Annotated in this window: 18 protein-coding genes; 9 read left to right on the top strand and 9 right to left on the bottom strand. The window is 65.2% G+C overall.

Annotation, left to right across the window (positions count from 1 at the left end):
- Positions 1-1421: 1421 nt before the first annotated feature.
- From VHL31_RS06990 to sdhC, 4 genes are all read right to left on the bottom strand, one after another.
- Positions 1422-2201, bottom strand: a complete 780-nt coding sequence (locus VHL31_RS06990) for a succinate dehydrogenase iron-sulfur subunit (RefSeq protein WP_329660488.1) — start codon at positions 2199-2201, stop codon at positions 1422-1424.
- 172 nt (positions 2202-2373) lie between these two features.
- Positions 2374-4167 carry a succinate dehydrogenase flavoprotein subunit gene (gene sdhA, locus VHL31_RS06985; protein ID WP_329660487.1) on the bottom strand — a complete coding sequence of 598 codons (1794 nt, stop codon included), beginning with the start codon at positions 4165-4167 and terminating at the stop codon, positions 2374-2376.
- Positions 4168-4171: 4 nt separating this feature from the next.
- On the bottom strand, positions 4172-4558 hold the full coding sequence (gene sdhD, locus VHL31_RS06980) for a succinate dehydrogenase, hydrophobic membrane anchor protein (RefSeq protein ID WP_329660486.1): 387 nt from the start codon (positions 4556-4558) through the stop codon (positions 4172-4174).
- 12 nt (positions 4559-4570) lie between these two features.
- Positions 4571-4954, bottom strand: coding sequence for a succinate dehydrogenase, cytochrome b556 subunit (gene sdhC, locus VHL31_RS06975; RefSeq protein ID WP_329660485.1), 384 nt, complete (start codon positions 4952-4954; stop codon positions 4571-4573).
- A 249-nt stretch (positions 4955-5203) separates the two neighbouring features.
- Between sdhC and VHL31_RS06970 the strand changes: the two genes are divergently transcribed.
- The gene (locus tag VHL31_RS06970) at positions 5204-6355 is read left to right on the top strand and encodes a GTP-binding protein (protein ID WP_329660484.1); all 1152 of its coding nucleotides are present in this window, start codon (positions 5204-5206) and stop codon (positions 6353-6355) included.
- Positions 6356-6446: 91 nt separating this feature from the next.
- Positions 6447-7388 (top strand): homocysteine S-methyltransferase family protein, encoded by a 942-nt coding sequence (locus VHL31_RS06965; protein ID WP_329660483.1) that lies wholly within the window; start codon positions 6447-6449, stop codon positions 7386-7388.
- 23 nt (positions 7389-7411) lie between these two features.
- Here VHL31_RS06965 and VHL31_RS06960 read toward each other — a convergent pair whose 3' ends face one another.
- The 4 genes from VHL31_RS06960 to VHL31_RS06945 all read right to left on the bottom strand — a co-directional run bounded on the left by VHL31_RS06960 (position 7412) and on the right by VHL31_RS06945 (position 11407).
- Positions 7412-8281, bottom strand: coding sequence for a CoA ester lyase (locus VHL31_RS06960; protein ID WP_329660482.1), 870 nt, complete (start codon positions 8279-8281; stop codon positions 7412-7414).
- A gap of 181 nt (positions 8282-8462) precedes the next feature.
- A complete protein-coding gene (locus tag VHL31_RS06955; RefSeq protein WP_329660481.1) occupies positions 8463-9644 on the bottom strand; it encodes a calcium-binding protein in 1182 nt (393 codons plus the stop codon).
- 278 nt (positions 9645-9922) lie between these two features.
- Entirely contained in the window at positions 9923-10936 is a 1014-nt protein-coding gene (locus VHL31_RS06950; protein WP_329660480.1) for an endonuclease/exonuclease/phosphatase family protein, read from the bottom strand.
- 195 nt (positions 10937-11131) lie between these two features.
- The gene (locus tag VHL31_RS06945) at positions 11132-11407 is read right to left on the bottom strand and encodes an aspartate-semialdehyde dehydrogenase (protein WP_329660479.1); all 276 of its coding nucleotides are present in this window, start codon (positions 11405-11407) and stop codon (positions 11132-11134) included.
- 267 nt (positions 11408-11674) lie between these two features.
- On the opposite strand from VHL31_RS06945, the gene groES reads away from it, so the two are divergent.
- From groES to glgB, 5 genes are all read left to right on the top strand, one after another.
- Positions 11675-11992, top strand: a complete 318-nt coding sequence (gene groES, locus VHL31_RS06940; protein ID WP_329660478.1) for a co-chaperone GroES — start codon at positions 11675-11677, stop codon at positions 11990-11992.
- 43 nt (positions 11993-12035) lie between these two features.
- Positions 12036-13676: a chaperonin GroEL gene (groL, locus tag VHL31_RS06935; RefSeq protein ID WP_329660477.1), complete on the top strand. Its 1641-nt coding sequence runs from the start codon at positions 12036-12038 to the stop codon at positions 13674-13676.
- A gap of 137 nt (positions 13677-13813) precedes the next feature.
- A complete protein-coding gene (locus tag VHL31_RS06930) occupies positions 13814-17353 on the top strand; it encodes a maltotransferase domain-containing protein (RefSeq protein WP_329660476.1) in 3540 nt (1179 codons plus the stop codon).
- 92 nt (positions 17354-17445) lie between these two features.
- A complete protein-coding gene (gene treS, locus VHL31_RS06925) occupies positions 17446-20718 on the top strand; it encodes a maltose alpha-D-glucosyltransferase (protein WP_349262380.1) in 3273 nt (1090 codons plus the stop codon).
- Positions 20715-22922: a 1,4-alpha-glucan branching protein GlgB gene (glgB, locus tag VHL31_RS06920; protein WP_329660474.1), complete on the top strand. Its 2208-nt coding sequence runs from the start codon at positions 20715-20717 to the stop codon at positions 22920-22922. Before treS ends, glgB begins: the two co-directional genes overlap by 4 nt.
- 232 nt (positions 22923-23154) lie before the next feature.
- Here the strand turns inward: glgB and VHL31_RS06915 are convergent, their stop codons facing one another.
- Positions 23155-23475 (bottom strand): SWIB/MDM2 domain-containing protein, encoded by a 321-nt coding sequence (locus tag VHL31_RS06915; protein WP_414653657.1) that lies wholly within the window; start codon positions 23473-23475, stop codon positions 23155-23157.
- Positions 23476-23817: 342 nt separating this feature from the next.
- Between VHL31_RS06915 and VHL31_RS06910 the strand changes: the two genes are divergently transcribed.
- Complete coding sequence (locus VHL31_RS06910; protein WP_329660472.1) at positions 23818-25068, top strand: extracellular solute-binding protein; 1251 nt, start codon at positions 23818-23820, stop codon at positions 25066-25068.
- A gap of 51 nt (positions 25069-25119) precedes the next feature.
- Positions 25120-25395 (top strand): carbohydrate ABC transporter permease (locus VHL31_RS06905; protein ID WP_414653656.1); only part of this gene is annotated, 276 nt, incomplete at its 3' end.

The raw sequence follows: 25395 nt of genomic DNA, 5'->3' as shown, positions 1-25395 counted from the left end.
GGCCCGCACAGCCGGGGTGGTGCGGGCGTTGGGATGGATGGACAGCATCAGCCCGTTCCTCCCGCCTGGCGCACACGCTCAAGACCATCAAAGCGCCAAGCATATGTTCCGATCGCCCAACGCGCCTGATCCCAACAATGTCCCGGAACCAGCTCGGTGCCGGGGCAGGCTGTTCATGGTCTCGGCCATCAGCCGGGCTTGTTCCCGCCACCACAGCCAATGCCGCTGCGCTCCTGCACGAGGTAGTCACTGCCTGATGCTTACCATCAATCGGTCTCCGAGACGCGAGTGAACCACTTGCTGGATGGACGCCGCCGGTAGACGGCGCCGGCATGGCCTGTGCCGGGCAGGTCGGAGAACCGCGTCAGGCATCCAGGTCGTCCGCCTTTCCGGTCCTCAGGTGCTGCGATGGCGGGCGCCATTCTGGGTCATCTGTGAAGAGGGCAAGGCTGACGTGGCAGGCTTCAGAATCGAGCATCACCACCCTGACCCCGGAGCGTACGGTTGACCATGGGAGGTCGAGGCCAGCGGCTGTGACCGCTGATCGCCCTGGACCTCGCAGCAGGCCACGAGGAATCGCCCGATCCTGGGCATCCAGACATCTAGCCTGGCCAGTAGCCTTAGGCGCTCTGCTCGTGACGAACCTTTGATCAAGGCGTGCAGCAGGTTACCGGGGCCGAGGGTGGGCCGTCTGCCGTTCCGGCTGGGAAAGATCCTGTCTCAGGCCGGACGTCCCGGCCAAGCTCTGCAAGACGCTGACCGCGAGAAGCCGAACTTGCCACAGGCGTACTGAAGCCCATGCGAAGGGAAAAGCTCATCATGCATACAGAGCGGGGGGCGGGACCGCCATTGATCCAACCCCGCATCCGACAGAAGGCAGGAAGGCTGCGCTCGCGTGGTTAATGTGGCCTTCTGTAACTGCGACATGCAGATGTGATCGCTCGATCCGCCAGGATAGCGTCCGTTCGAGCAAAAGCGACGTGTTACGGGCGGCTGGATGCCCAGAGGGAGCCGGTTCATGCAGCCAGGTTCAAGCAGTGATGGCGGACCTGACAACAGACGGGAAGACGTCGTTCAAGTGCGGGAGACAGCTATTGCGAGATCCAGCACAACGCCATGCACGGGAACTTGCCCCAGCCTGGCAGGACCGTCGCCTGTAACCTGCGATTGTCGATCACGTTCAAGCCGAACGAGGCATCCTGCGCAGGGTGCACACATGCAAAACTGAAAGAGGCGGGGCTGGCGGAAGATGCGACAGCAGACACTCTGCGCCTGTTGCAGGCCCGCCAAAAAATCAAAAAACAAAAGGGAGGCTTGCACCTCCCTTTCAACTCGGACCTGCGTGTGTGGGCTTTTGCCTCTTCGTATGATCCGATCTTATTCGATTTCAGCGAGCGAACAAGAAGATTGTCCGTGAACGGTCACAGGGTTCTTTCAACCATTAGTTTCTTGATCTCGCTGATCGCCTTGGCCGGGTTCAGCCCCTTCGGGCAGGTGTTGGCACAGTTCATGATGGTGTGGCAGCGATAGAGCTTGAACGGATCTTCCAGATCGTCCAGGCGCTCGCCGGTCGCTTCGTCACGGCTGTCGGCGATCCAGCGGTGGGCCTGGAGCAGCACGGCCGGACCCAGATATTTCTCGCCGTTCCACCAGTAGGACGGGCAGGAGCTGGTGCAGCAGGCGCACAGGATGCAGTCGTAGAGGCCGTCGAGCTTCTCGCGCTCCTCGACCGACTGGGTCCGCTCGCGCGCCGGCTCCGGGCTCTCGGTCTTGATCCAGGGCTGGATCGATTCGTACTGCGCCCAGAAGTGGGTGAAGTCGACGACCAGATCCTTGACCACCTCCATGTGTGGAAGCGGGTAGATCTTTACTGCGCCCTTGCAGTCGTCGATGGCCTTCTGGCAGGCCAGCGTGTTCTCGCCGTCGATGTTCATTGAGCAGGAGCCGCAGATGCCCTCGCGGCATGACCGGCGGAAGGTCAGCGTGCCGTCGATCTCGCCCTTGATCTTGATGAGCGCGTCCAGGACCATCGGGCCGCAGTCCGCACGGTCCAGCTGGAACGTATCGATCCGGGGATTCGTGCCCCATTCCGGATCATAGCGATAGATGCGGAACTCCTTGATGTTCTTGGCGTCCGGCGCTGCCTTGAACGTCTTGCCCTCGACCGGGCGGGAGTTCTTCGGAAGATTGAATTCGGCCATTGGAGTTCCTGTCCCGGCTCACCCGCAGGACGCGGTGCCCGAGAAACCGCGGCATGGATCGACGTGCTGCGCCCGCGACTCCGCAGCACGATGCGACAGAAAAGCATGATGGTGCATGCGGCCTTGGCAGCGGGTCATCGACCGCAGCCAGCCGGCAGGCGTGCCCGCGCCCTCAATACACGCGCTTGGCAAGCTTCACGGGCTCCACCTCGTTGCTGAGCGTGTTGAGATGCACTGGCCGGTCGCCGATCGTGGCGCGATACTGCCCGTCCATCCAGACGATGCTGTGCTTGAGCCAGTTCTCGTCGTCGCGTTCGGGATAGTCCTCGCGCGCATGGGCGCCCCGGCTCTCCGTGCGGAAGCGCGCCGATTCGATGGTGGCCACGGCCTGCAGCATGAGGTTCTCGAGCTCGAGCGCCTCCACCAGATCGCTGTTCCAGACCATCGAGCGGTCCTCGATCCGGATGTCGGCAAGGCTGGCCGCCACCTCGCTGATCTTGGCGCAGCCGTCCTCCAGGATCGGACCGTCGCGGAACACGGAAGCGTGGCGCTGCATCGTGCGCTGCATGTTCAGGCGAACCTGGCCGGTCGGCTGGGAACCCGACGCGTGGCGCATCCTGTCGAGCCGGCTCAACGCCAAGTCGGCATTGTCCTTGGGCAGCGGCTTATGTGCCGCCCCCGGCGTGATCAGCTCGGCCGCCCGGTGGGCGGCGGCACGACCGAACACCACGAGGTCGATCAGCGAGTTGCCGCCCAGCCGGTTGGCGCCGTGCACGGACGTGCAAGCGGCCTCGCCCACCGCCATCAGGCCCGGCACCGGATGGTTCGCGTCGTCGCCCTTGCGGGTCACCACCTCGGTCTGCCAGTTCGTCGGAATGCCGCCCATGTTGTAGTGGCAGGTCGGCACCACGGGGATCGGTTGCTTGGTCACGTCGACGCCGGCAAACACCCGCGCGGTTTCCGAGATGCCCGGCAGGCGCTCCTGCAGCAGCTTCGGATCAAGATGCTCGAGGTGCAGCTCGATATAGCCCTTGTCCGGACCACAGCCGCGTCCCTCGTTGATCTCGATCGTCATGGCCCGGCTGACCACGTCGCGCGAGGCGAGGTCCTTGGCCGACGGTGCATAGCGCTCCATGAAGCGCTCGCCCTCGGCATTGGTCAGGTAGCCACCTTCGCCACGGGCACCCTCGGTGATCAGGCAGCCGGCGCCATAGATCCCGGAGGGATGGAACTGGACGAATTCCAGGTCCTGGAGCGGCAAGCCGGCCCGGAGCACCATCGCGTTGCCGTCGCCGGTGCAGGTATGGGCCGAGGTTGCGGAGAAGTAGACGCGGCCGTAGCCGCCAGTCGCCAGGCAGGTCAGCTGGCTACGGAACCGATGGATCGTGCCGTCGGCGATCCGCATCGCCATGATGCCGCGACAGGCCCCCTCGTCGTCCATCAGCAGGTCGAGCGCGAAGAACTCGCTGAAGAACTGGACCTTGTTCTTGAGCGCCTGCTGGTAGAGCGTGTGCAGGATGACGTGGCCGGTCCGGTCGGCTGCAGCACAGGTGCGGTAGGCCTGCGACTTGCCGAACTCGACCGACTGCCCGCCAAAGGCGCGCTGATAGATCTTGCCTTCCGGCGTGCGCGAGAACGGCACGCCGTAATGCTCGAGTTCGATGACCGACGCCGGTGCGTTCTTGGTCATGTACTCGATCGCGTCCTGGTCACCCAGCCAGTCCGACCCCTTGACGGTGTCGTACATGTGGTAGCGCCAGTCGTCCTGGTTCATGTTGCCGAGCGCGGCGTTGATGCCGCCCTGGGCCGCCACGGTGTGGGAACGGGTCGGGTAGACCTTGGTGACGCAGGCGACCTTCAGGCCTGCCTCCACCATGCCCACCGCCGCGCGCAGGCCGGCACCACCAGCGCCGACGACCACGGCGTCGTAGGTATGCTCGGTAATCGGGTAGGCAGGAGTGCTCATGGGCTCAGCCCCGCAGGGAAATAGTGATGATGGAGACCAGCGAGGCGCCAGCCAGGCCGACCGCCACGAGATTCAGGGCCAGGAGTGCGGCGATCTTCATCGCGCGGCCATGCACATAGTCCTCGATGACTACCTGCACCCCGAGCTTGGTATGGTAGAACAGCGAGACCATCCACACGGCCATCACGCTCGCATTGATCGGCGAGGTGAACCAGTTGACCCATTCGTCGTAGCTCGATCCCACCATTCTTACGAGCTGGACGACGAACCAGATCTCCAGGATGAGCTCGGAAACCGACGTGATCCGCTGGAGCTTCCAGTGGCTGACGCCCGCCTTGGCTGAACCGAGGCCACGGGCCCGGGCGAGCGGCGTACGAAACGATGATGCCATCAGCCGGCCTCCTCAGGCGACGATCAGCACGGCGAGCCACACCAGCACGGTGGTGGCGGCCGTACCGATCAACACGGCGATGCCGGTTCGCCGAAACTCTTTGGGATGGAAGCCGTAGCCTGCGTCCCAGGCCAGGTGCCGGATCCCGTTCAACATATGGTAGGCCCAGACGATCGTGAAACCGAACAGGACGAGAATACCGAACCAGCTACCCAGGAACGACTGGACAGCCGCGAACGCGCGCGGGCCGGACGCCAGGCACAACAGCCAGACGGCCAAGCCGATGACCGCCACCGTCAAGGCGAGGCCAGTGGCGCGATTCATGATCGACATGATCATGCTGGCATACCAGCGGTAGATCTGTAGATGCGGCGAAATGGGCCGGCTTGGCTGCAAGACTGCATCCTCCGATGTCCGCGCGTGCCCGTTATCGCGCAAAGACATTAATGGTTCATTGCAATGGTCCGTTGCCTGCGCAACCTAGGATGCGCCGCATCGGTGTCAACGTGGCTCCCGGCCATTCCGCCGCCGGATCCCGGCCGAGACGGCGCGCCGGCCATTGACGGGACGGGCTCCGGGTGGTCGTGAAGCTGCGCGGCTGGGGCAAAGATCATCCTGCCGCGCGGGCAACATGGGTAGGGCCAGATGCAAGTGGACATCCCGGGGCCGGAGCAGAAGCTGCCGGTGACGGTGCTGACGGGCTTTCTCGGCGCCGGCAAGACGACCCTGCTGTCGCGAATGCTCGCCTCGCCAGATATGGCCAACACGGCGGTCATCATCAACGAGTTCGGCGAAATCGGGCTGGACCACGATCTGGTCGAGACGGGTGGCGAGGAAGGGATCGTGACGCTGTCGTCGGGCTGCCTGTGCTGCACCGTGCGCGGCGACCTGGTGAGGACGATGCACGACCTGTACGGCCGGATGAAGGATGGCCGGGTCCGGCCGTTCAAGCGGGTCGTGATCGAGACGACCGGCCTGGCTGATCCCGCCCCGATCCTGCAGACCCTGATGCAGGATGCCGCGATCGACCACTTCTTCCGGCTCGAAGGCGTGATCACGCTTGTCGATGCGGTGAACGGCGCCGACACGCTGGACCGGCACGAGGAGGCGGTGAAGCAGGCTGCGGTCGCCGACCGGATCGTGCTTACCAAGGCCGACCTCGCCAGCAAGGCGGCGACGGATGCGCTGGCGGAACGGCTGCGGCGCCTGAACCCGGCGGCGCCGATCTTCCCGGTGGAGCATGGCCGGATCGATCCTGGCCAACTCCTGGATGCCGGTCTCTATGATGCGCGTACCAAGTCCGTGGACGTGCAGCGCTGGCTGGCGGAAGAGGCGTATGGCGGCCCGCATGGCCATCATCATGGTCACCAGCATGGAGATCATGATCACCACCATGGGCATGCGCACGATCATGCGCACCGCCATGATGCCGGTGCAGGACAGGACCCGCACAACGTCAACCGGCACGACGAGCACATCCGCGCCTTCGCGATCCGGATGGCCGAGCCCATTCCGGCGGCGGCCTTCTCGCTCTTCCTGGACCTTCTGACGGCGCAGCGCGGCGCCGATCTGCTGCGGGTCAAAGGCATCGTCCACATCGCCGAGGAGCCGGACCGGCCGCTTGTGTTCCACGCCGTCCAGCACGTGATGCACCCGCCGGTCACGCTGGACCGATGGCCTTCGGACGACCGCGACACCCGGCTCGTGTTCATCGTGCGCGACCTGGACAAGGGGCAGGTCGAAAGTCTGCTGGCCGCGCTGGCGCGGGCGCATGCAGATCTTGGCGGAGGCGGCTGAAGGAGCGTCGGAACCGGCTGTGATGTCCGACACAGCCAGATGACCAGCCGCAGCTAAAGGTTGCGTCGACTGGACCGATGGGAGGACGACGATGCCGCGGTTTCGCCATGATCTGCCGCAGATGCGGGAAGGCCTGTTCCTGACCGATGGGGGACTGGAGACGACCCTCGTCTTCCTGGAGAACGTCCCACTGCCGATGTTCGCCTCATTTCCCCTGGTCGTGGACGAGCAGGGACAGGAAAGGCTGCGCAGCTACTACCGCCCCTACCTGGAGATCGCACGGGAACGTGGGCTCGGCTTCATTCTGGATACGCCGACCTGGCGCGCCAATGCAGACTGGGCGAAGCTGCTGGGCTACGGCCCCACGGCCCTGGCGAGCGTGAACCGCCGGGCAGTGGCCCTGCTGGAAGCGATCCGCGACGAGGCGGACCATCCGGCACCGCTGGTGATCAGTGGGATTGTCGGCCCGCGCGGGGACGGCTACCGGCCCGACAGCCGCATGACCGCGGAGGACGCGCGCAGCTACCACCATGCCCAGATCGCGACCTTCGCCGAGACGGAGGCGGACATGGTGAGCGCGGTCACCTTGAACTATGCGGAGGAGGCGCTCGGCATCGCCAGGGCAGCCGCGGATGTCGACCTGCCGCTGGTCCTGTCGTTCACCGTGGAAACCGATGGACGCCTGCCGTCGGGGCAGCAGCTGAGGGACGCGGTCGCCACGGTCGACGACGCCACGGGCGGCTCTCCCGTCTACTACATGATCAACTGCGCCCATCCCAGCCACTTCCGGCACGTGCTTGAGGATGGCGGCCAGTGGCTCGACCGGATCGGCGGGATCCGTGCCAACGCGTCGGCGCGCAGCCACGCCGAGCTGGACGAGGCCACCGAGCTCGACATCGGCGATCCCAAGGCCCTCGCCCAGGACTACCGCCGGATGCGCGACCAGCTCCGCCGCCTCTGCGTGATGGGTGGCTGCTGCGGCACCGACCATCGCCACCTTCGTGCGATCTGCGAGGCGGTGCTGCCCGGCTGAGCCCGGCTCCCCCAACGGCGGCGCTAGCCGGCGGCCGACGCGATCGCGTCAGCCAGCGCCACCAGCCGCTTGGCCTCGGCGACATGAAGGTTCTCGACGAGCTTGCCGTCGACCACGACCACGCCCTTGCCGGCGGCGCGAGCCTCTTCGAATGCCGCGATCATCTTGTGCGCGCGGTCGACGGCTTCCGGCGAGGGCGCGAAGGCGGCGTTGGCGGCCTCAAGCTGCTTGGGGTGGATCACGGTCTTCCCGTCGAAGCCCAACTCTGCACCTTGGATACAAGCATCCCTAAACCCATCCTCGTCCTGCAGGTCGAGGCTGACGCCGTCCAGGATTGAAACGCCGGCGGCACGCGCGGCAAGCAGGCACAACCCCAGCGACGTGATCATCGGCAGGCGCAGGGGCGTATGCGCAGCGTGCAGTTCCTTGGCTAGGTCCGAGGTGCCCATCACCAGGCAGTCGACCCTGGGATGATCCGCGATCTGGTCCGCCCGAAACATCGCGCGGGCGGTCTCCATCATGCACCAGATCGGCAGGTCGGGAGCACCACCGGCACCATCCAGGATGTCCACCGCGCGGCGGACCAACTCGACGTCGGAGACCTTCGGCAGAAGGACGCCGTCGGCCCCCATGGTTGCTGCGTCGACCAGATCCGCATGGCCCCAGGGCGTGTCGAGCCCGTTCACCCGAACGATCAGCTCTCGATGACCATAGCCGCCGGCAGCGACGCTCTGGGCAACCAGGGCGCGCGCCGCATCCTTGGCGTCGGGTGCCACGCTGTCCTCCAGGTCGAGGATCAGCGCATCGGCGGCCAGGGTCTTGGCTTTCTCCAGCGCGCGGGCATTGCTGCCGGGCATGTAGAGCACGGAGCGGCGCGGACGAACGGCGGCCATCGGGCTTCTTCCTCAGGGCTTCGATACCGCGATGGTCATGACGCCCGCCGCCACCGTGTTCAAGCCCCAAGGCTGATCGGGCGCCCGGAGACGCGGCCCGCAGTCCAGACGCACAGGCCGAAGAACGCCATTGGACCCGCAGGGCGCACCGGTTCCGATGGCGTCGGCCGGTCGACCTGTGTCAGCCGACCGTCACGTTGGCGGTGGTCAACTCGTTCAGGCCCAGGTTCTGGAACAGGATCGACTGGCCGCTGCCGAACGTGACCTGGACGTCGGCTCCAGCTTGGCGGGCCAGCGCCTTGAATGCGGAAAAGCTCGACACGGTCTCGGCCAGCACGAACAGATGGTCGGCGCCGATCCCAAAGTCGGTGATGATGTCGACGCCGCCATCGGTGTAGCGGATGAACTCGTCCGCCCCGGCTCCGCCGGTCAGCACGTCGCTGCCGTCGCCACCGTAGAGCTGATCGTTGCCGTCCTCGCCGACCAGGCGGTCGTTGCCGCCGTCGCCGAACAGGGTGTCGTTGCCGAGCCCGCCGAACATGCGGTCGGCGCCGTCGCCCCCGTACAGCCAGTCGTCGTCGATCTGCCCGATCAGCGTATCGTCGCCGGTACCGCCCTGGATCTCGTCACTGCCGGGACCTCCCACCAGCGTGTCGCTGCCGTCTTCCCCAAACAGGACGTCGTTGCCGGCTGCGCCATCGGCGCGGTCGTTCCCGGCGCCTGTCTGCACGAAATCGTCCCCGCCATTGGCGTTGACGAACTCGGCGGCGGCCGACCCCCACACATCGTCCGAGCCGCTACCGGCGATGACGTGCTCGAAGTTGCGGACCGTCCCGTTGTAGATGCCGAATTCGTAGGTCTGTGCGCCCAGGTCGATGAAGAGATCGACGGTCGTGAACAGGTTCAGCGTATCGTTGCCGCCGCCGCCATCAGCCAGATCATTGCCGCCCCTGTTGATGACCAGCACTTCGTCCCGGGCGGAACCCAGGAGCGAATCGTTGAACGCCGAGCCGATCACCACCTCGACATTGCTGACACTGTCGGTTCCGCCCGAACCGTCCACCGCCGCGTTGGCGCCGAGGTTCACCTGGACCGCAGCGCGCTCGCGGGAATAGTCGAGAAAGTCCCTGCCTTCGCCGCCATCGTATACGTCGCGGCCGGCTTCGCCGTAGAACCGGTCGTCCCCGGCGCCGCCGCTGATGAAGTCGTCGCCCACTCCCCCGATGAGCAGGTCATTGCCCTCGTCGCCGACGATGGTGTCGTCACCACCGCCACCTTGAAGCACGTCCGCCCCGGCCAGCCCGCGGATATAGTCATTGCCGACACCTCCGGGCAGGCTGTCGTTGCCGATGGTTCCGCTCAAGGCACGTCCGGGAGGGACGACCGCTTCAGGCCCAGCGGGGCTATTGGACATCGACAGGTCTTCCGTTGTGAGGCGTATCGTTCAATCGGCTGCCCGCGACCTTGGCACCGCCGACATCCATGAGGTCGGATTGCTTGATCGTCGACGAAGACACTGGGCCAGCGAACGGCGAGCGTCAGCCTGCTAACAGGAACCAGAGCCCCTGCAAAGAGGTGCGGGCATACTACAGTGCGTACTACTTCATCTTGTTGCACCGGTGATCGTAGCAGGAACTTCCATCAGTGCGACGGGCCGATCGAGATGGACAGGGACCGATGGTCGGACCCGTGGGCGGGCCCCAGCGACTGGCTGGTCACCGCAATCCCAGGCGAGAGCAGGGCCTGGTCGATGCGGATGCGCAGGGGCATGGGCAGGAAGTCCGGCCAGCTGCCCTCGATCCCGCCGGCCGGCTGCAGGCGTAGACCACGCGCCAGGCTCTGCACCACCTGCCCCCACGGCACTGCATTGAAATCCCCGACGAGAAGGGTCGGCAGGTCCGGGCGGAACAGGTCGGAGCGCAACAAGGCCTGGACCTGGAGGAATTGCCGGCTCTGGCCATCCGGCGGTATCGGTCGTCCGAGATGCACCCCGACGATCCTGACCTGCCCCGTCGAGACATCGCCCAAGGTCGCCGCGATCCCGCGGGCACCGCTGATCCGGTCGTGGAAGACCATGCGGTCGGCCAGGGGCAACCGGGAGAACAGGGTCAGGTCGCATTCGTCCCGGGCTGTGCAGGCGATACCGTGCGGGTATTCACTGGCGAGCGGCCCGAAGAAGCGCTTTCGCCATGACGTCGTTTCGGCCATCACCACGACGTCGGCACCGCTCGCGACCGAAGCGGCGACGAGGTCCTCGCTCCGCCGGTTGTTCGACCAGATATTGTGGAAATAGACCTTCAGCGCCGGCACCCGGTCTGGCATGACCGCCACCGCATCACCCCAGCCGCCTTGCCGGCCGGCAGGCAAGGCATGCGGCAGCAGCACGAAGGCGCCCATGGCGAGCAGGATCGAGGCCGCCGCCGTGATGCGGGCCTGCCGGACCAGGAGGCCGGTGACCGAGAGCAGTGCCGACAGCAGCAGTGACGGGACCAGGAAGTGGGCGGCGAGGTCGAGGACCGGCGGCGCCCCCGGCAGCACGGCGCCCAGGACCGGCGCCGCCGCCAGAAGCAAGCCACCGGCAGCGACATAGCGAAACAGCATGTCGCCGCTGCCGGACCAGGCGAGCGACCATGTCGTCGAAGATGGCGCGGTCATCGTGCCTTCGGGAGGGGGCATGCCGACAAAGGCAGCCGGACGGCGAGATCATCCCACCATCGTGCCGCCAAGGCGACGTGACCAGGTGCCGCGATCATGGCGCCGGCCAGTGAAGATCGGGTGAACGTCACTCCGACTTCAGGTGCATGGCCAGCGAGCGGACGGGCAGGCTGCCCGACTCCTGGGTCGTTTTAGTCAGTGGACCTGGAACTCCAGTCCATTGCGCCAGGCCTGTGGCTTGATCAGCTCGCTGCGCCCCACCCGCACGCCGACCAGCGGGCCTTCAATGTTCTTTTCCCAGAAGGTCAGGAACTTGCGCAGCTCGGGATAGCGCGGCGCGATGTCATAATGCTGCCAAATGAACGTCTGTAGAAGGCTTGGGTGATCAGGCAGGCGGTAGAGGATCTCGGCGGTGGCGACGCGGTAGCCCCTCAGCTGCAACTCGAGGGGCGAAGTCTCTTTGCCGGGCATGGTCCGTGGGTCCTGGCATGGAGGCCGGCGACCGCCGCCGGCACGACCCTTGCCACTCTGCCGTCGTCAAGCTTGACGTCAAGCCACCAATGCTGATTTATCTTTCCGAATCAGATAGTTAGCAGCAACCCGGCCTGAGTGCTGCCAATTTTGCATGCAACCCCCTTGCATCCTGCACGCAGTTTCTCTACCTGACTGCCGACCGTTAGCACTCACTGCCCGAGAGTGCTGACAAGCTGGTTCAGCTCTAGAATGGAGAACGTTGGCATGGCCTTTCGTCCCCTGCACGACCGTGTCGTCGTCCGTCGCCTCGAAGGTGAAGAGAAGAGCAAGGGCGGGATCATCATCCCCGACACCGCCAAGGAGAAGCCCCAGCAGGGCGAGATCGTGGCGGTCGGCCCGGGTGCGCGCGACGAGAGCGGCAAGATCAATCCGCTCGACGTGAAGGTCGGTGACAAGGTGCTGTTCGGCAAGTGGTCCGGCACCGAGGTCAAGATCGACGGCGACGACCTGCTGATCATGAAGGAAAGCGACATCATGGGCATCCTCGACGATGCCGGTGGCGAGCTGAAGAAGGCCGCCTGAGCCTCTTCTTCGTGATCCCAACAACAATTACGGGTAAAAGACCATGGCAGCCAAAGACGTAAAGTTCTCCACCGACGCACGGAACAAGATGCTGCGCGGTGTCGAGATCCTCGCCAACGCCGTGAAGGTCACGCTCGGTCCCAAGGGCCGCAACGTCGTGATCGAGAAGAGCTTCGGCGCGCCCCGCATCACCAAGGACGGTGTGACGGTCGCGAAGGAGATCGAGCTCTCCGACAAGTTCGAGAACATGGGCGCCCAGATGGTGCGCGAAGTGGCCTCGAAGACCAACGACATGGCCGGTGACGGCACCACGACCGCCACGGTCCTGGCCGCCGCCATCGTCCGCGAGGGTGCCAAGTCGGTCGCCGCCGGCATGAACCCGATGGACCTCAAGCGCGGCATCGACCTGGCCGTCGAGGCCGTCGTGACCGACCTGAAGTCCCGCTCCAAGAAGGTGACGACCAGCGAAGAGATCGCCCAGGTCGGCACCATCTCGGCCAACGGTGACCTTGAGATCGGCAAGATGCTGGCCGAGGCCATGCAGAAGGTCGGCAACGAGGGCGTGATCACGGTCGAGGAGGCCAAGAGCCTCGACACCGAGCTTGACGTCGTCGAGGGCATGCAGTTCGACCGCGGCTACCTCTCGCCGTACTTCATCACCGACAGCGAGAAGATGCGGGCCACCCTCGAGGAGCCCTACATCCTCATCCACGAGAAGAAGCTGTCGACCCTGCAGCCGCTGCTCCCGGTCCTGGAAGCCGTCGTGCAGAGCGGCCGTCCGCTGCTGATCATCGCCGAGGACGTCGAGGGCGAGGCGCTCGCGACCCTGGTCGTGAACAAGCTGCGTGGTGGCCTGAAGATCGCCGCCGTCAAGGCGCCGGGCTTCGGTGACCGTCGCAAGGCCATGCTCGAGGACATCGCGATCCTGACCTCCGGCCAGGTCGTGTCCGAGGACCTGGGCATCAAGCTCGAGAACGTGAACCTCGACATGCTTGGCAAGGCCAAGCGCGTGGTGATCAACAAGGAAGACACCACGATCGTCGACGGCGCCGGCGACAAGACCGAGATCCAGGGCCGCATTGCCCAGATCAAGGCGCAGATCGAGGAGACCACCTCCGACTACGATCGTGAGAAGCTCCAGGAGCGTCTCGCGAAGCTGGCTGGCGGCGTGGCCGTCATCCGCGTCGGCGGTGCGACCGAGGTCGAGGTGAAGGAGCGCAAGGATCGCGTCGACGATGCGATGAACGCGACCCGCGCCGCGGTCGAAGAGGGTGTGGTCGCCGGTGGCGGCACGGCTCTCCTCTATGCGATCAAGGCCCTCGACAACATCACGACCGCCAACAGCGACCAGAAGGTCGGTGTCGAGATCGTGCGCAAGGCGCTGCAGGCTCCGGCCCGCCAGATCGCCGAGAACGCCGGTGTCGACGGCTCGATCGTGATCGGCAAGATCTCCGAGAGCAGCGACGCCAACTTCGGCTTCGACGCCCAGACCCACGAGTACGGTGACCTCGTGAAGAAGGGCATCATCGACCCGGTGAAGGTGGTGCGTCATGCACTGCAGGATGCGGCCTCGGTCGCCGGCCTGCTCATCACCACCGAGGCGATGATTGCCGAGAAGCCCAAGAAGGACGCTCCGATGCCTGCCGGTGGCCCCGGCGGCGGCATGGGCGACATGGACTTCTGATCAGCCCAACGCTGATTGGTAAACAGGGGAGGCCGCAGGTAACTGCGGCCTCTTCGTGTTTGTGGCGAGGTCGATGGTCCGAGGGCGAGAAGGGAGGTTCTCGCGCAGATTCGGCCGCCGGCTCCCGCCCGAGTGCCATGCCGACCGGCAAGGACCTGACCTGGCTGGCGACGACGTTCTGGCTGCCCGTCCGGATCCTCGCCATGATCGAGCGCATGGACACGGGCGCACCTGGAACAAAGACGGACGCGCAGTGTTTTTTCTCAGGGAACCATGCCGGCCAGGTGATCGCTTCTCGACTGCCGCCGGTCGCAAGACCGCCACCGACCGATCAGGCCGAACAGCGACGGGACCATATCGTGCCATCTGCAGAAGACCTCCTCACGCGTCCGCAGGAGCTCCAGGTCCAGGACATCGGTCATGCGGCGCCACGGATCTACTACGTGCATCCGCTGCTGGTCGGGCCGCTCGATGCCTGGGACACCATCTTCGAGCATGCGGCAGGATTGGGCTTCGACACGGTCCTGACCGCCCCCCCATTCGCACCCGGCCACGGTGAAAGCCTCTTCCTGCCCCACGACATGGGGCGACTTCATCCGGCGCTGGGGCATGACGACGCGGCCAGCGGCCTGGCGCGGCTGGTCGAGATGGCGCGCGCGCACGGCCTCGCGCTGATGCTCGACATCGTCGTCGACCGGGTGGCTGCGGACAGCACGTTCGCCATGGAACTCGGGCTCACTCCCGCCCATCGCGGCGCGCTCGACCCTCGCCGCGACCCGGCCGATCGCGATGCCGTGATCATCTCCTACGACCCGGCCAGCCCGGCAGATCACCCCTACATCTCGATGCTCGCCGAGCGGCTGGGCTCCCTCGCTGCCGCAGGCATCGCCGGCTTCCGCTGCCTGCATTGGGAGCGGGTGCCGCCGACAGCCCTGAGCCATCTGGTGGCCAGGGTGAGGGAAGGAAGCCCGGGCACCCGCTTCCTCGCATGGACGCCGGGAACGAGAGCGGAGGCACGCCAAGCCGTCCGTTCCGTCGGATTCGACGGCGTGTTCTCATCCGTCTGCTGGTGGGACTTGCAGAGCGGCTGGCTGCCCGAGGAACGGGAGCTGCAGCGGACGATCGGCTACGAGATCGCCTTTCCGGAGGTGCCTTTCGACAAGCGCCTGACCCACGAGGTCGAGATCGACGAGGTGCTCAAGCGCCACGCGATCCGCACCCTCTGGCTTGCTGCCGCGTTCGGCGACGGTCTGCTGGTCCCGATGGGCTTCGAGTATGGCTGCCGGGACCGGCTCGACCCGACGCGCGGCGACGGCAAGGGCTTGGCTGGCCTACAGGAGAGGGGTGGGCTCGACCTGAGCGGCCCGGTGCGGGCGGCCAATGAGTTCCTTGCCCAGGACGCCGGCCGTTTCGCGCGCCTGCCGGTCCATGTCGTCACAGGGAACACCTCGACCGTCACGGTCATGCTGCGGATCGATGCCGAAGATGCGCGGCAGGCCAAGGCGGCGCGGCTGATTCTGGTCAATGCCGACCTCCGCCGCCCTGCCGAGGCCACGGGTTCCTTCATCATCTCCGAGGCCGGCTCGCGATTCGTCCCGTTCCGCGACCTCGACGGCGGGCAGGAACTGTCTCCCGTCAGCACGGTGCGGCTGGGTCCGGGCGAGGTGCGGATCCTGGAAGGCCGCCCGCACCAGGCGATCACTGGCGTGGTCCGGGTGCCGCCGATCGAGGAGGCGGTCACGGCACCGCGGATGATCATCGAGAAGATCCAGCCGGCCGTGGACGATGGGGCGTTCCCCGTGAAGCGGACGGTGGGGCAGGTCGTCCATGTGGAAGCCGACATCTTCAATGATGGGCATGATCCCATTGCCGCCGTCCTGGTCTGGCGCCCGGTAGATGAGCAGGCCTGGCGCGAAACCCGCATGACCCTGCTGACCAACGATCGCTGGATGGCGGCGTTTCCCCTGGAACGGCTCGGGCGCCATGAATTCGCCATCGAGGCTTGGCGCGATCCGTTCGCCATCTTCCGCTACGAGCTGGACAAGAAGGTCGCGGCCGGCCTCGACGTGACGCTGGAGCTGGAGGAGGGCCGCCTCATCGTCGAAGCGGCCTCGCGCGAGACGGAAGGCGCGGTCGCGGACCGGGTCAGGCCGATCGCCCAGCGGCTGGTCCATGCGGACTATGACACCCGGGTTCAGATCCTCATGTCGCCAGAGACATCCGCCGTCATGACGGCGGCCGATCGGCGACCGTTCCGGCTGCGCTCCCACGCGATCCCGCTGGACGCCGAGCGCTCTGCGGCCGAGTTCGGGAGCTGGTACGAGCTGTTCCCGCGCTCCCAGAGCAACGATCCGAACCGACACGGCACGTTCGACGATGTCATTCGACGGCTTCCGGCCATTCGCGACATGGGCTTCGACGTGCTCTACCTGCCGCCGATCCACCCGATCGGCCGGACCCACCGCAAGGGGAAGAACAACAGCCTGACGGCAGGGCCCGACGATCCGGGCAGCCCCTATGCGATCGGCGCGGAGGAAGGCGGCCATGACGCAATCCATCCGGAACTCGGCACATTCGACGATTTCCACCGGCTGGTCGAAGCCGCGGCCGGGCACGGGCTGGAGATCGCCCTGGACATCGCGATCCAGGCCTCGCCGGACCATCCCTGGCTGAAGGAGCATCCGGACTGGTTCGACTGGCGGCCGGACGGCACGATCCGCTACGCCGAGAACCCTCCCAAAAAGTACGAGGACATCGTCAACGTCGACTTCTACGCCAAGGGTGCGGTGCCGTCGCTGTGGGTGGAACTTCGCGACGTGATCCTGCTCTGGGTCGGCCATGGCGTGAAGCTGTTCCGGATCGACAACCCGCACACCAAGCCGTTCCCGTTCTGGGAGTGGCTGATCGCGGATGTCCGGCGTGACCATCCGGACGTCGTGTTCCTGGCCGAGGCATTCACTCGGCCGAAGGTGATGTACCGGCTGGCCAAGATCGGCTTCTCCCAGTCCTACACCTACTTCACCTGGCGCAACACGAAGGCCGAGCTGACGGAGTACCTGACGGAGCTGGCGCAGACCGAGCCGAAGGACTTCTTCCGGCCGCACTTCTTCGTGAACACGCCGGACATCAACCCGGACTTCCTCCAGGACGCGCCGCGCTCGGCCTATCTGATCCGGGCGGCACTGGCGACGACGATGTCAGGGCTCTGGGGGATGTATAACGGCTTCGAGATCTGCGAGGGCCGGCCGGACGCGAAGAAGAAGGAGTATGCGGACAGCGAGAAGTACGAGATCCGTGCCTGGGACTGGAACCGCCCCGGCAACATCATCGCCGAGATCTCCAGCCTTAACCGCATCCGGCGCAGCAATCCGGCTCTGCACTCGCATCTCGGAATCACGTTCCTGAATGCCTGGAACGACAACATCCTGTTCTTCGAGAAGGCGACGCCCGGCCGGGAGAATGTCCTCCTCATCGCCGTCAGCGTCGATCCGCAGCTTGCCCAGGAGGCCGACGTCGAGATTCCGCTCTGGAAGTTCGGGATCCCGGACCATGGTTCCCTGGTTGTCGATGACCTCATGCGCAACCGGCGCCTGACCTGGACTGGCAAGTACCAGCGGATCCGCTGTGACCCGGGCGAGATTCCCTTCTCGATCTGGCGCGTCGCCGCAAAGGGCTAAGAAGAATGCTTGAGAAGAACGAACTGGTCGTCGAGCGTCGTGGCGCGTCCGCCGAGGAGGAAGACCTTTCCCCAAGCCAGCGCGACGCGTCCATGCGTACCGACCCGCTCTGGTACAAGGACTCGATCATCTATCAGTTGCATGTGAAGTCCTTCTTTGATTCCAACAACGATGGAATCGGTGACTTCGCAGGGCTGCTGACGAAGCTGGACTATATCGCCTCGCTCGGCGTCAACACGATCTGGCTGCTGCCCTTCTATCCGTCTCCACGTCGCGACGACGGCTACGACATCTCCGGTTACGAGGATGTGAGCCCGGATTACGGGACGCTGGAAGAGTTCAAGGCGTTCGTGCAGGAGGCGCACGCCCGCGGCCTGCGGGTCATCACCGAGCTCGTGATCAACCACACCTCGGACCAGAACCCGTGGTTCCAGCGGGCGCGCCAGGCCCCGCCCGGCTCGCCCGAGCGCGACTTCTATGTCTGGTCGGACACCGACCAGAAGTACCCGGAAACCCGCATCATCTTCATCGACACCGAGAAGTCCAACTGGACCTGGGATCCGGTGGCGGGCGCCTATTTCTGGCACCGCTTCTACTCGCACCAGCCCGACCTGAATTTCGACAATCCGCTCGTCCTGGAGGAAGTGCTGCGAGTCATGCGCTTCTGGCTGGACATGGGCATCGACGGCCTGCGGCTGGACGCCATCCCCTACCTGGTCGAGCGTGAAGGCACGATCAACGAGAACCTCCCTGAGACGCACGCGGTCCTGAAGAAGATCCGCGCGGCCCTGGACGAGGCCTATCCCGACCGGCTGCTGCTGGCAGAAGCCAACCAGTGGCCCGAAGACACCCAGCAATATTTTGGAGAAGGCGACGAATGCCACATGGCATTCCACTTCCCGCTGATGCCGCGCATGTACATGGCGATCGCCAAGGAGGATCGGTTCCCGATCACCGACATCCTTCGCCAGACTCCGGAAATCCCCGGCAACTGCCAGTGGGCGATCTTCCTGCGGAACCATGATGAGCTGACCCTCGAAATGGTGACCGACGAGGAGCGGGACTATCTCTGGAACACCTATGCCGCCGACCGGCGGGCTCGCATCAACCTGGGCATTCGCCGGCGCCTCGCACCGCTGATGCAGCGGGACCGGCGTCGCATCGAGCTGATGAACGCCCTTCTCCTCTCCATGCCCGGCACGCCCGTCGTCTATTACGGCGACGAACTCGGCATGGGCGACAACATCTACCTGGGCGACCGTGACGGCGTGCGCACGCCGATGCAGTGGTCGCCCGACCGCAACGGCGGCTTCTCGCGCGCCGACCCAGCCGGCCTGGTCTTGCCGCCGATCATGGACCCGCTCTACGGCTTCGAGACCGTGAACGTGGAGGCGCAGAGCCGCGACCAGCACTCGCTGCTGAACTGGATGCGCCGGATGCTGACGCTCCGCCGCAGCCACCAGGCATTCGGCCGCGGCACCTTCCGGCTTCTCTACCCTTCCAACCGCAAGGTCCTGGCCTATCTGCGCGAGTACGAGAACGAGGTCATCCTGTGCGTGGCCAACCTGTCGCGGGTACCCCAGGCGGTCGAACTCGACCTGTCCGCGCTGGCCGGACGCGTGCCGATCGAGATGACGGGACCCTCGGCGTTCCCGCCGATCGGACAGCTGACCTATCTGCTGACGTTGCCGCCCTACGGCTTCTATTGGTTCCAGCTGATGTCGGAAGTGGACAGCCCCGCCTGGCGCAATTCGCCGCCGGAGCAGCTTCCCGACTTCACCACCATCGTGCTGCGCAGCCGGCTTGACGAGCTCGCTGAGCAGCGCAACGCGGGCGTGATCGCCAACGACATCCTGCCGACATATCTCCCGATCCGCCGCTGGTTCGCGTCGAAGAACGAGACGCTGCATCGTACGCGGGTCGCCTGGTCGGTGCCGATGCCGTTCGCCGAGGACGTGCTGATGGCGGAGATCGAAGCCTCGGTCGGCGATCGGACCGAATCCTACTTCCTGCCGATCGGGATCGCCTGGGACGAGCCGACGCTGCCAGCACTCCCGCAGCAGCTGGCGCTGGCCCGCGTTCGCCGTGGCCGCCGTGTCGGCTTCCTGACCGACGCCTTCGCCATCGATCGCTGGGCACATGCCGTGCTCCAGGCACTGTGCGAGCGTGTGACCGCCGCCACGCCAGCCGGCGAGATCCAGTTCATCGGCACGCCGCAGCTGGACTGCAAGGAAGTTGCGCCCGACGCCTCCATCCGCTGGCTCTCCGCGGAGCAGTCGAACAGCTCACTGATCTTCGGCGACCTCGCCATGATCAAGCTCGTGCGACGCGTCTTCGGCGGGATCCACCCGGAAGCGGAGATGACCCAGTACCTGACCAATCTGGCCTATGCGAATGCAGCACCGCTGCTGGGCCAGGTCGTGCACGTCTCCCAGGACGGCACGCCGCACACGCTCGCCATCGTACAGGGCGCCATCCGCAACCAGGGCGATGCCTGGGGCTGGATGCTCGACAACCTGAAGCGCACGATCGACGAGCACGCGCTGGTCGAGGAAGATCGCACGCCGGAAGAGGACATCTTCACGACGCTGGAGAACTTCGCCGGCGTTGTCGGCAAGCGGCTCGGCGAGCTGCACGCCGTGCTTGCCACGCCCACGGACGAACCCGACTTCAAGCCCGTCGAGGCCGGAGCCGACGAGATTCAGGCCTGGAAGGTCCGCGCTACAGAGCAGCTCGCCACCGCGCTGGATATCCTGGCCAAGGTGCGCGGCGACCTCGATCCTGCGCTCCAGGAGATGGCGGATCGCTTGATCGAGCAGCACGACGTGCTGGTCAGCGCGATCGACCGGCTGGCCGAGGTGGGGCGCGGCACCCTGATGACGCGCATCCATGGCGACTTCCACCTGGGACAGGTGCTGGTCGCCCAGGGCGACGCGTACATCATCGACTTCGAGGGCGAGCCGGTGCGGGCCTTGGACGAGCGGCGTGCGAAGACGAGCCCGCTGCGCGACGTGGCCGGGCTGCTGCGTTCCCTCGACTATGCCGCCGTCTCGGCCCTTCCGCCCGAGGACGACGTGGCATCCCAGCAGTTGCGCGACATCCGCACGACGCTGCTCGAACAGTTCCGGGTCGGTGCGCAGGCGGCCTTCCTGCGGGATTATGACGAGGCGATCGGAGCGGCACCGCAGTTGGGCCTGTCGGGCGAGGCGCGCGCCCTGCTGCTCGATCTCTTCCTGCTCGAGAAGGCGGCCTACGAGATCCAGTACGAAGCTTCGAACCGGCCGAAGTGGCTGGCCATCCCGCTCCACGGACTGTCCAGGGTCGTCGAGCGCCTGATCGGTAAGCACGAAGGAGGAGCTGAATGATGCCTGGACAGGACGGCCGCATGGCGGGCGTCGATCAAGCCGCCATCGAGGCTCTCGTCGATGGCCGGCATGGGGATCCGTTCGCCATCCTCGGCCAGCATCCCAACGGCCAGGGAAGCATCGTCCGCGTGTTTATGCCAGGAGCGACCGGGGTCGACCTGCTGGCACGGGAGACCGGCGAGCGGATCGCCTCGATGGAATGCGTGCATCCGGCAGGTCTCTTCGCCGAGTCGCTGGAGCAGTATCCCGCCTACAAGCTCCGGATCTTCTGGCCCGATGCCGTCCAGGAAACCGAGGATCCCTACAGCTTCGGCCTGTTGCTGGGCGATCTCGACCTGCATCTGATCGGGCAGGGGACCCATTACGAGCTGAGCCACGTGCTCGGCGCACAGGCAATGACCATCCGTGGCGTGCCTGGCGTACGGTTTGCGGTGTGGGCTCCGAACGCCAGGCGGGTGTCGGTGGTCGGAGACTTCAACAGTTGGGACGGCCGCCGTCACCCGATGCGCCTGCGCGGCATGTCGGGCATCTGGGAGCTGTTCATCCCGCGCCTCGGCCCGGGCGTGCGGTACAAGTACGAGTTGCTCGGCCCGCACGGGCAAATGCTGCCACAGAAGGCCGACCCGGTGGCCCGTGCCAGCGAAGCAGCCCCCGGAAGCGCCTCCATCGTCGCGCGCTCCGAGCCGTTCCCCTGGACCGACCAAGCCTGGATGTCCTCCCGTGCGGCGCGCCAGTCGGAAACGGCACCCATCTCCGTCTATGAAGTGCATGCGGGGTCGTGGATGCGCGACACGGCCGACGGCAACCGCAGCCTCGACTGGAGCGAGCTGGCCGGCCGCATGATCCCTTATGTGGCCGAGATGGGCTTTACCCATATCGAGCTGCTGCCGATCATGGAGCACCCGTTCGGGGGGTCATGGGGCTACCAGCCGCTCGGCCTGTTCGCGCCGACAGGACGGTACGGCACGCCCGAGGACTTCGCGGGATTCGTCGACCGCTGCCACGAGGCCGGGATCGGCGTGATCCTGGACTGGGTGCCGGCGCATTTCCCGACCGACGTGTTCGGGCTGGCGCAGTTCGACGGCACGGCGCTCTACGAGCACCAGGATCCACGCGAAGGCTTCCACCAGGACTGGAATACCCTGATCTACAATCTCGGCCGCACCGAGGTGAAGGGTTTCCTGATCGCCAGCGCGCTAGACTGGCTGGAGCGCTTCCACATCGACGCGCTCCGGGTCGATGCGGTCGCCTCCATGCTGTACCGCGACTACAGCCGCAAGGCAGGCGAGTGGATCCCGAACAAGTATGGCGGGCGGGAGAACCTGGAAGCCATCGAGTTCTTCAAGCACCTGAACAGCATCGTGACGCATCGCTGCCAGGGCGCCATCACGATTGCGGAAGAATCGACGGCGTTTCCTGGCGTCACCAAGCCAGCCGAGGAAGGCGGCCTTGGATTCACGTTCAAGTGGAACATGGGCTGGATGCACGACTCGCTCCACTTCATGGAGCAGGACCCGGTCTATCGCAGCTACAACCACGGCGCCTTCACGTTCGGCATGGTCTACGCCTATTCCGAGCGCTTCATCCTGCCCTTGTCGCATGACGAGGTGGTGCACGGGAAAGGCTCGCTGATCCGCAAGATGCCGGGCGATTCGTGGCAACGCTTTGCGAACCTGCGCGCCTATTACGGCTATATGTGGGCGCACCCGGGCAAGAAGCTCCTGTTCATGGGATGCGAGATCGCCCAGGAGAGCGAATGGAACCACGACGCGTCAGTCACCTGGGACCTGCTGGACCAGCCGGCACATGCGGGAATGCAGCGGCTCGTGCAGGACCTGAACCGCATCTATGTCACCGAGCCTGCTCTCCACGAGACGGACAACGACCCGAACGGGTTCGCCTGGGCGGTGGTGGACGATGCCGCGAACTCGGTGTTCGCCATGTTCAGGAAATCGAAGGACGGCAACTCGACGCTTCTCGCGGTGAGCAACATGACGCCGGTGCCGCGGCCAGGCTATCGCATCGGCGTTCCGAAGGCGGGCCTGTGGCGCGAGATCCTGAACACCGATGCGGCCATCTATGGCGGCAGCAACATGGGCAATAGCGGGGCGGTACCCGGCGACGAGATTCCACTGCATGGCCACCCGGCCTCGGTGTCTCTCACCCTTCCGCCGCTCGCGACGCTGCTTTTGCGGCAGGACTGACATCGCGGCAGCCTTTCAAGCCGCCCGGGATCGATCCACGGATTCCGGGCGCGTGCTGCTCATCTGCGCCTCCCGTTCTCACCATCTGCGTGCCAGGAGACGGATCAACCGCGATCCACGGTAAGGCCGGTTTTTTCATGCGGGAATGTCTGCCCATCGTCGTTCATGACGGAGGGCCTTGATCAATCGAGGGAGTTCCCGGCTACGGGCCGGGAAAGAGCCGGCGGCCGTATCAGGTGAGATGGCGCGCCAGATGCTTGTTCATCTCGAACATGGTCACCTTCTTCTTGCCGAAGACCGCTTCCAGCTTGTCATCGGCGAGAATCTCCCGCTTGTTTTCCGGGTTCTGCAACTGGTTCTTCTTGATGTAGTCCCAGACTTTGCTGACCACATCGCTGCGCGGCAGCGGCTCGTTCCCGACTAGCAAGCCTAGTTCCTTCGACGGCTGTACCGGCTTTTGCAGAGCGTTGGGCTTCTTGCCTGCGTCGGCAGCAGCTGCCTTGCCCTGCGTCTTCGTCGCCTTGGTCGGCATGGGGTTCGTTCTCCACTCCATTCTGCGCCTGATCACTAGGCTAAATACATTATCACCCATCCGGCAATGGTCCGCGTTCTGCAGGGGGCGCACTGAGCATGTGACCTGTGTTCATGAGGACGATCTAAACTTGTCGTCGAGTGACTTGAAACGTTCAACGCAGCCCCGAAGATGACGTCCCACGACCTCGCATCCTGCCAAGGGCGCAGCATTGGCAAGGGCTAAGCCTCGGAAGTGATCAGATCGGAAGGCCCGGTATTGACTTCGGAACTGCCATACAACAGGTCGGTATGTAAGACGCTTGGCAGAAGGCGTAGGGCACGTGGGTATCCATCCGCGTGATCGGGGAGCTCGAGGTCGACCATGAACAAGCTCAACCTGGATCGACGGCGTACGCTGGGCGCGCTTGGCGCCCTGGGCGTCGCCTCCGTCACCGGACGCCGTGCATCGGCCGCGGCACCAGTTCAGATGATCAGCCATCGCTATCCGGCGCTGGAGCTGTACGCCGAGAAGATGCGCTCGGCGGTGCCGGGGGTGGAGGTCAACACCCAACTGATGCCCTTCGACAAGGCGAACGAGCTGGCCACCATTGCCCTGTCATCCAAGGCAGACACGGTGGATCTGGTCTATGCCAGCGACAGCACCGTGCAGAAATATGCGAAGAACGGCTGGCTTCGTCCGCTGGACGACTTCTGGGAGAAGTACAAGGCGGAGTACAATTTCGCCGACTTCCCGGAGAGTGGACTGGCCCCCTATCGCTACGAAGGCAAGCTCTACGTCCTGCCGCACAACGTCAACGTGATGATGCTGTTCTACCGCAAGGACCTGCTCGAGGCAGAAGGCAAGCAGGTGCCCAAGACGATCGAGGAGTTCGTCGCGATCGCGAGCGAGATGAACAGCCCGATGCGTTCCGGCGCGGTCAGCTGCATGAAGCCTGTCGACGCGAACATGAACGAAGCCCACTGGTACATGAATGCCATCGGCGACGGCTGGTTCGACGAGAACTGGAAGCCGATCTTCAACAACGAGAAGGGCGTGAAGGCGATCGAGACCCTGAAGGAGGTCACGAGCTACGCCCAGCGAGGCTTTGCCACCGCCGCCAATGACGAGTGCTCGCTGGCCTACCAGCAGGACCTGGGCCTGATGGGCCTGCAGTGGGCGACGCGTGCCGCGTCAATGGACGATCCGGCCAAGTCGCGGGTCGTGGACCTGATCGATTGGGCCGCACCGCCCGGCGGCCATGGCCGGCTCTCTGGCGACGGCTACGCAATCTCCGCGTTTAGCAAGCAGGACCCGGATCTCCTATTCCGCATCATCGCGACGTCCTCGAACGAGGCCAACATGCGCGAGGCTGCAGCCCTGACCGTGCCGCCGCGGGAGTCGGTCCTGCGCGATCCGGAGTTGGCCAAGAAGTTCCGCCACTATCCGGGTATCCTCGCCTCGCTGGAAACGGCCCAGCCGTTCCCGCCACTGCCCGAGTTCTACGAGGTCGGCGAGTTCATCTCCCGGCGCATCCTCCAGGCGGTGGCCGGCGAGATGGAGGTCCAGGCGGCGCTGGATGCGGCAGCCGGGGAGACGGAACAACTACTCAGGAGTCGCGGCTACTATCAGTGACCGTCAGCCACCCCTAGCCAGCGTCGTTCTTGGCCGGAGATCCTGTCGTAAATGCAGACCCAACGGGGCCTTTGGCTCTTTCTGGTGCCGAGCGGGGTGATGATCTCGCTCGTCCTGCTCTACCCGCTCGGCTACGCGATCTATCTGAGCTTCTTCAACTACTACCTGGGTGGCGGTGAGCCGTCGTTCATCGGCTTCGGCAACTATGCGGCCCTGTTCGGCGACGAGCGCTTCTGGAGCTCGATCGGCAAGACCGTGATGATCGTGCTGGGCGCCGTCGGCCTGGAGTTCATCCTGGGTCTGGCGGTGGCTTTCGGGCTCTACAAG

This window comes from Geminicoccus sp. (assembly GCF_036263595.1).
GTDB lineage: Bacteria > Pseudomonadota > Alphaproteobacteria > Geminicoccales > Geminicoccaceae > Geminicoccus.
The sequence above is the reverse complement of the archived record's forward strand: the minus strand, read 5'-3'. Positions and strand labels throughout refer to the sequence as shown.

Coding starts and splice junctions, on each gene's coding strand:
- VHL31_RS06990 (WP_329660488.1), bottom strand. CDS start 2,201: ATGGCCGAATTCAATCTTCCGAAGAACTCCCGCCCGGTCGAGGGCAAG.
- sdhA (WP_329660487.1), bottom strand. CDS start 4,167: ATGAGCACTCCTGCCTACCCGATTACCGAGCATACCTACGACGCCGTG.
- sdhD (WP_329660486.1), bottom strand. CDS start 4,558: ATGGCATCATCGTTTCGTACGCCGCTCGCCCGGGCCCGTGGCCTCGGT.
- VHL31_RS06970 (WP_329660484.1), top strand. CDS start 5,204: ATGCAAGTGGACATCCCGGGGCCGGAGCAGAAGCTGCCGGTGACGGTG.
- VHL31_RS06965 (WP_329660483.1), top strand. CDS start 6,447: ATGCCGCGGTTTCGCCATGATCTGCCGCAGATGCGGGAAGGCCTGTTC.
- VHL31_RS06960 (WP_329660482.1), bottom strand. CDS start 8,281: ATGGCCGCCGTTCGTCCGCGCCGCTCCGTGCTCTACATGCCCGGCAGC.
- VHL31_RS06950 (WP_329660480.1), bottom strand. CDS start 10,936: ATGACCGCGCCATCTTCGACGACATGGTCGCTCGCCTGGTCCGGCAGC.
- VHL31_RS06945 (WP_329660479.1), bottom strand. CDS start 11,407: ATGCCCGGCAAAGAGACTTCGCCCCTCGAGTTGCAGCTGAGGGGCTAC.
- groES (WP_329660478.1), top strand. CDS start 11,675: ATGGCCTTTCGTCCCCTGCACGACCGTGTCGTCGTCCGTCGCCTCGAA.
- groL (WP_329660477.1), top strand. CDS start 12,036: ATGGCAGCCAAAGACGTAAAGTTCTCCACCGACGCACGGAACAAGATG.
- VHL31_RS06930 (WP_329660476.1), top strand. CDS start 13,814: ATGCCGACCGGCAAGGACCTGACCTGGCTGGCGACGACGTTCTGGCTG.
- treS (WP_349262380.1), top strand. CDS start 17,446: ATGCGTACCGACCCGCTCTGGTACAAGGACTCGATCATCTATCAGTTG.
- glgB (WP_329660474.1), top strand. CDS start 20,715: ATGATGCCTGGACAGGACGGCCGCATGGCGGGCGTCGATCAAGCCGCC.
- VHL31_RS06915 (WP_414653657.1), bottom strand. CDS start 23,475: ATGGAGTGGAGAACGAACCCCATGCCGACCAAGGCGACGAAGACGCAG.
- VHL31_RS06910 (WP_329660472.1), top strand. CDS start 23,818: ATGAACAAGCTCAACCTGGATCGACGGCGTACGCTGGGCGCGCTTGGC.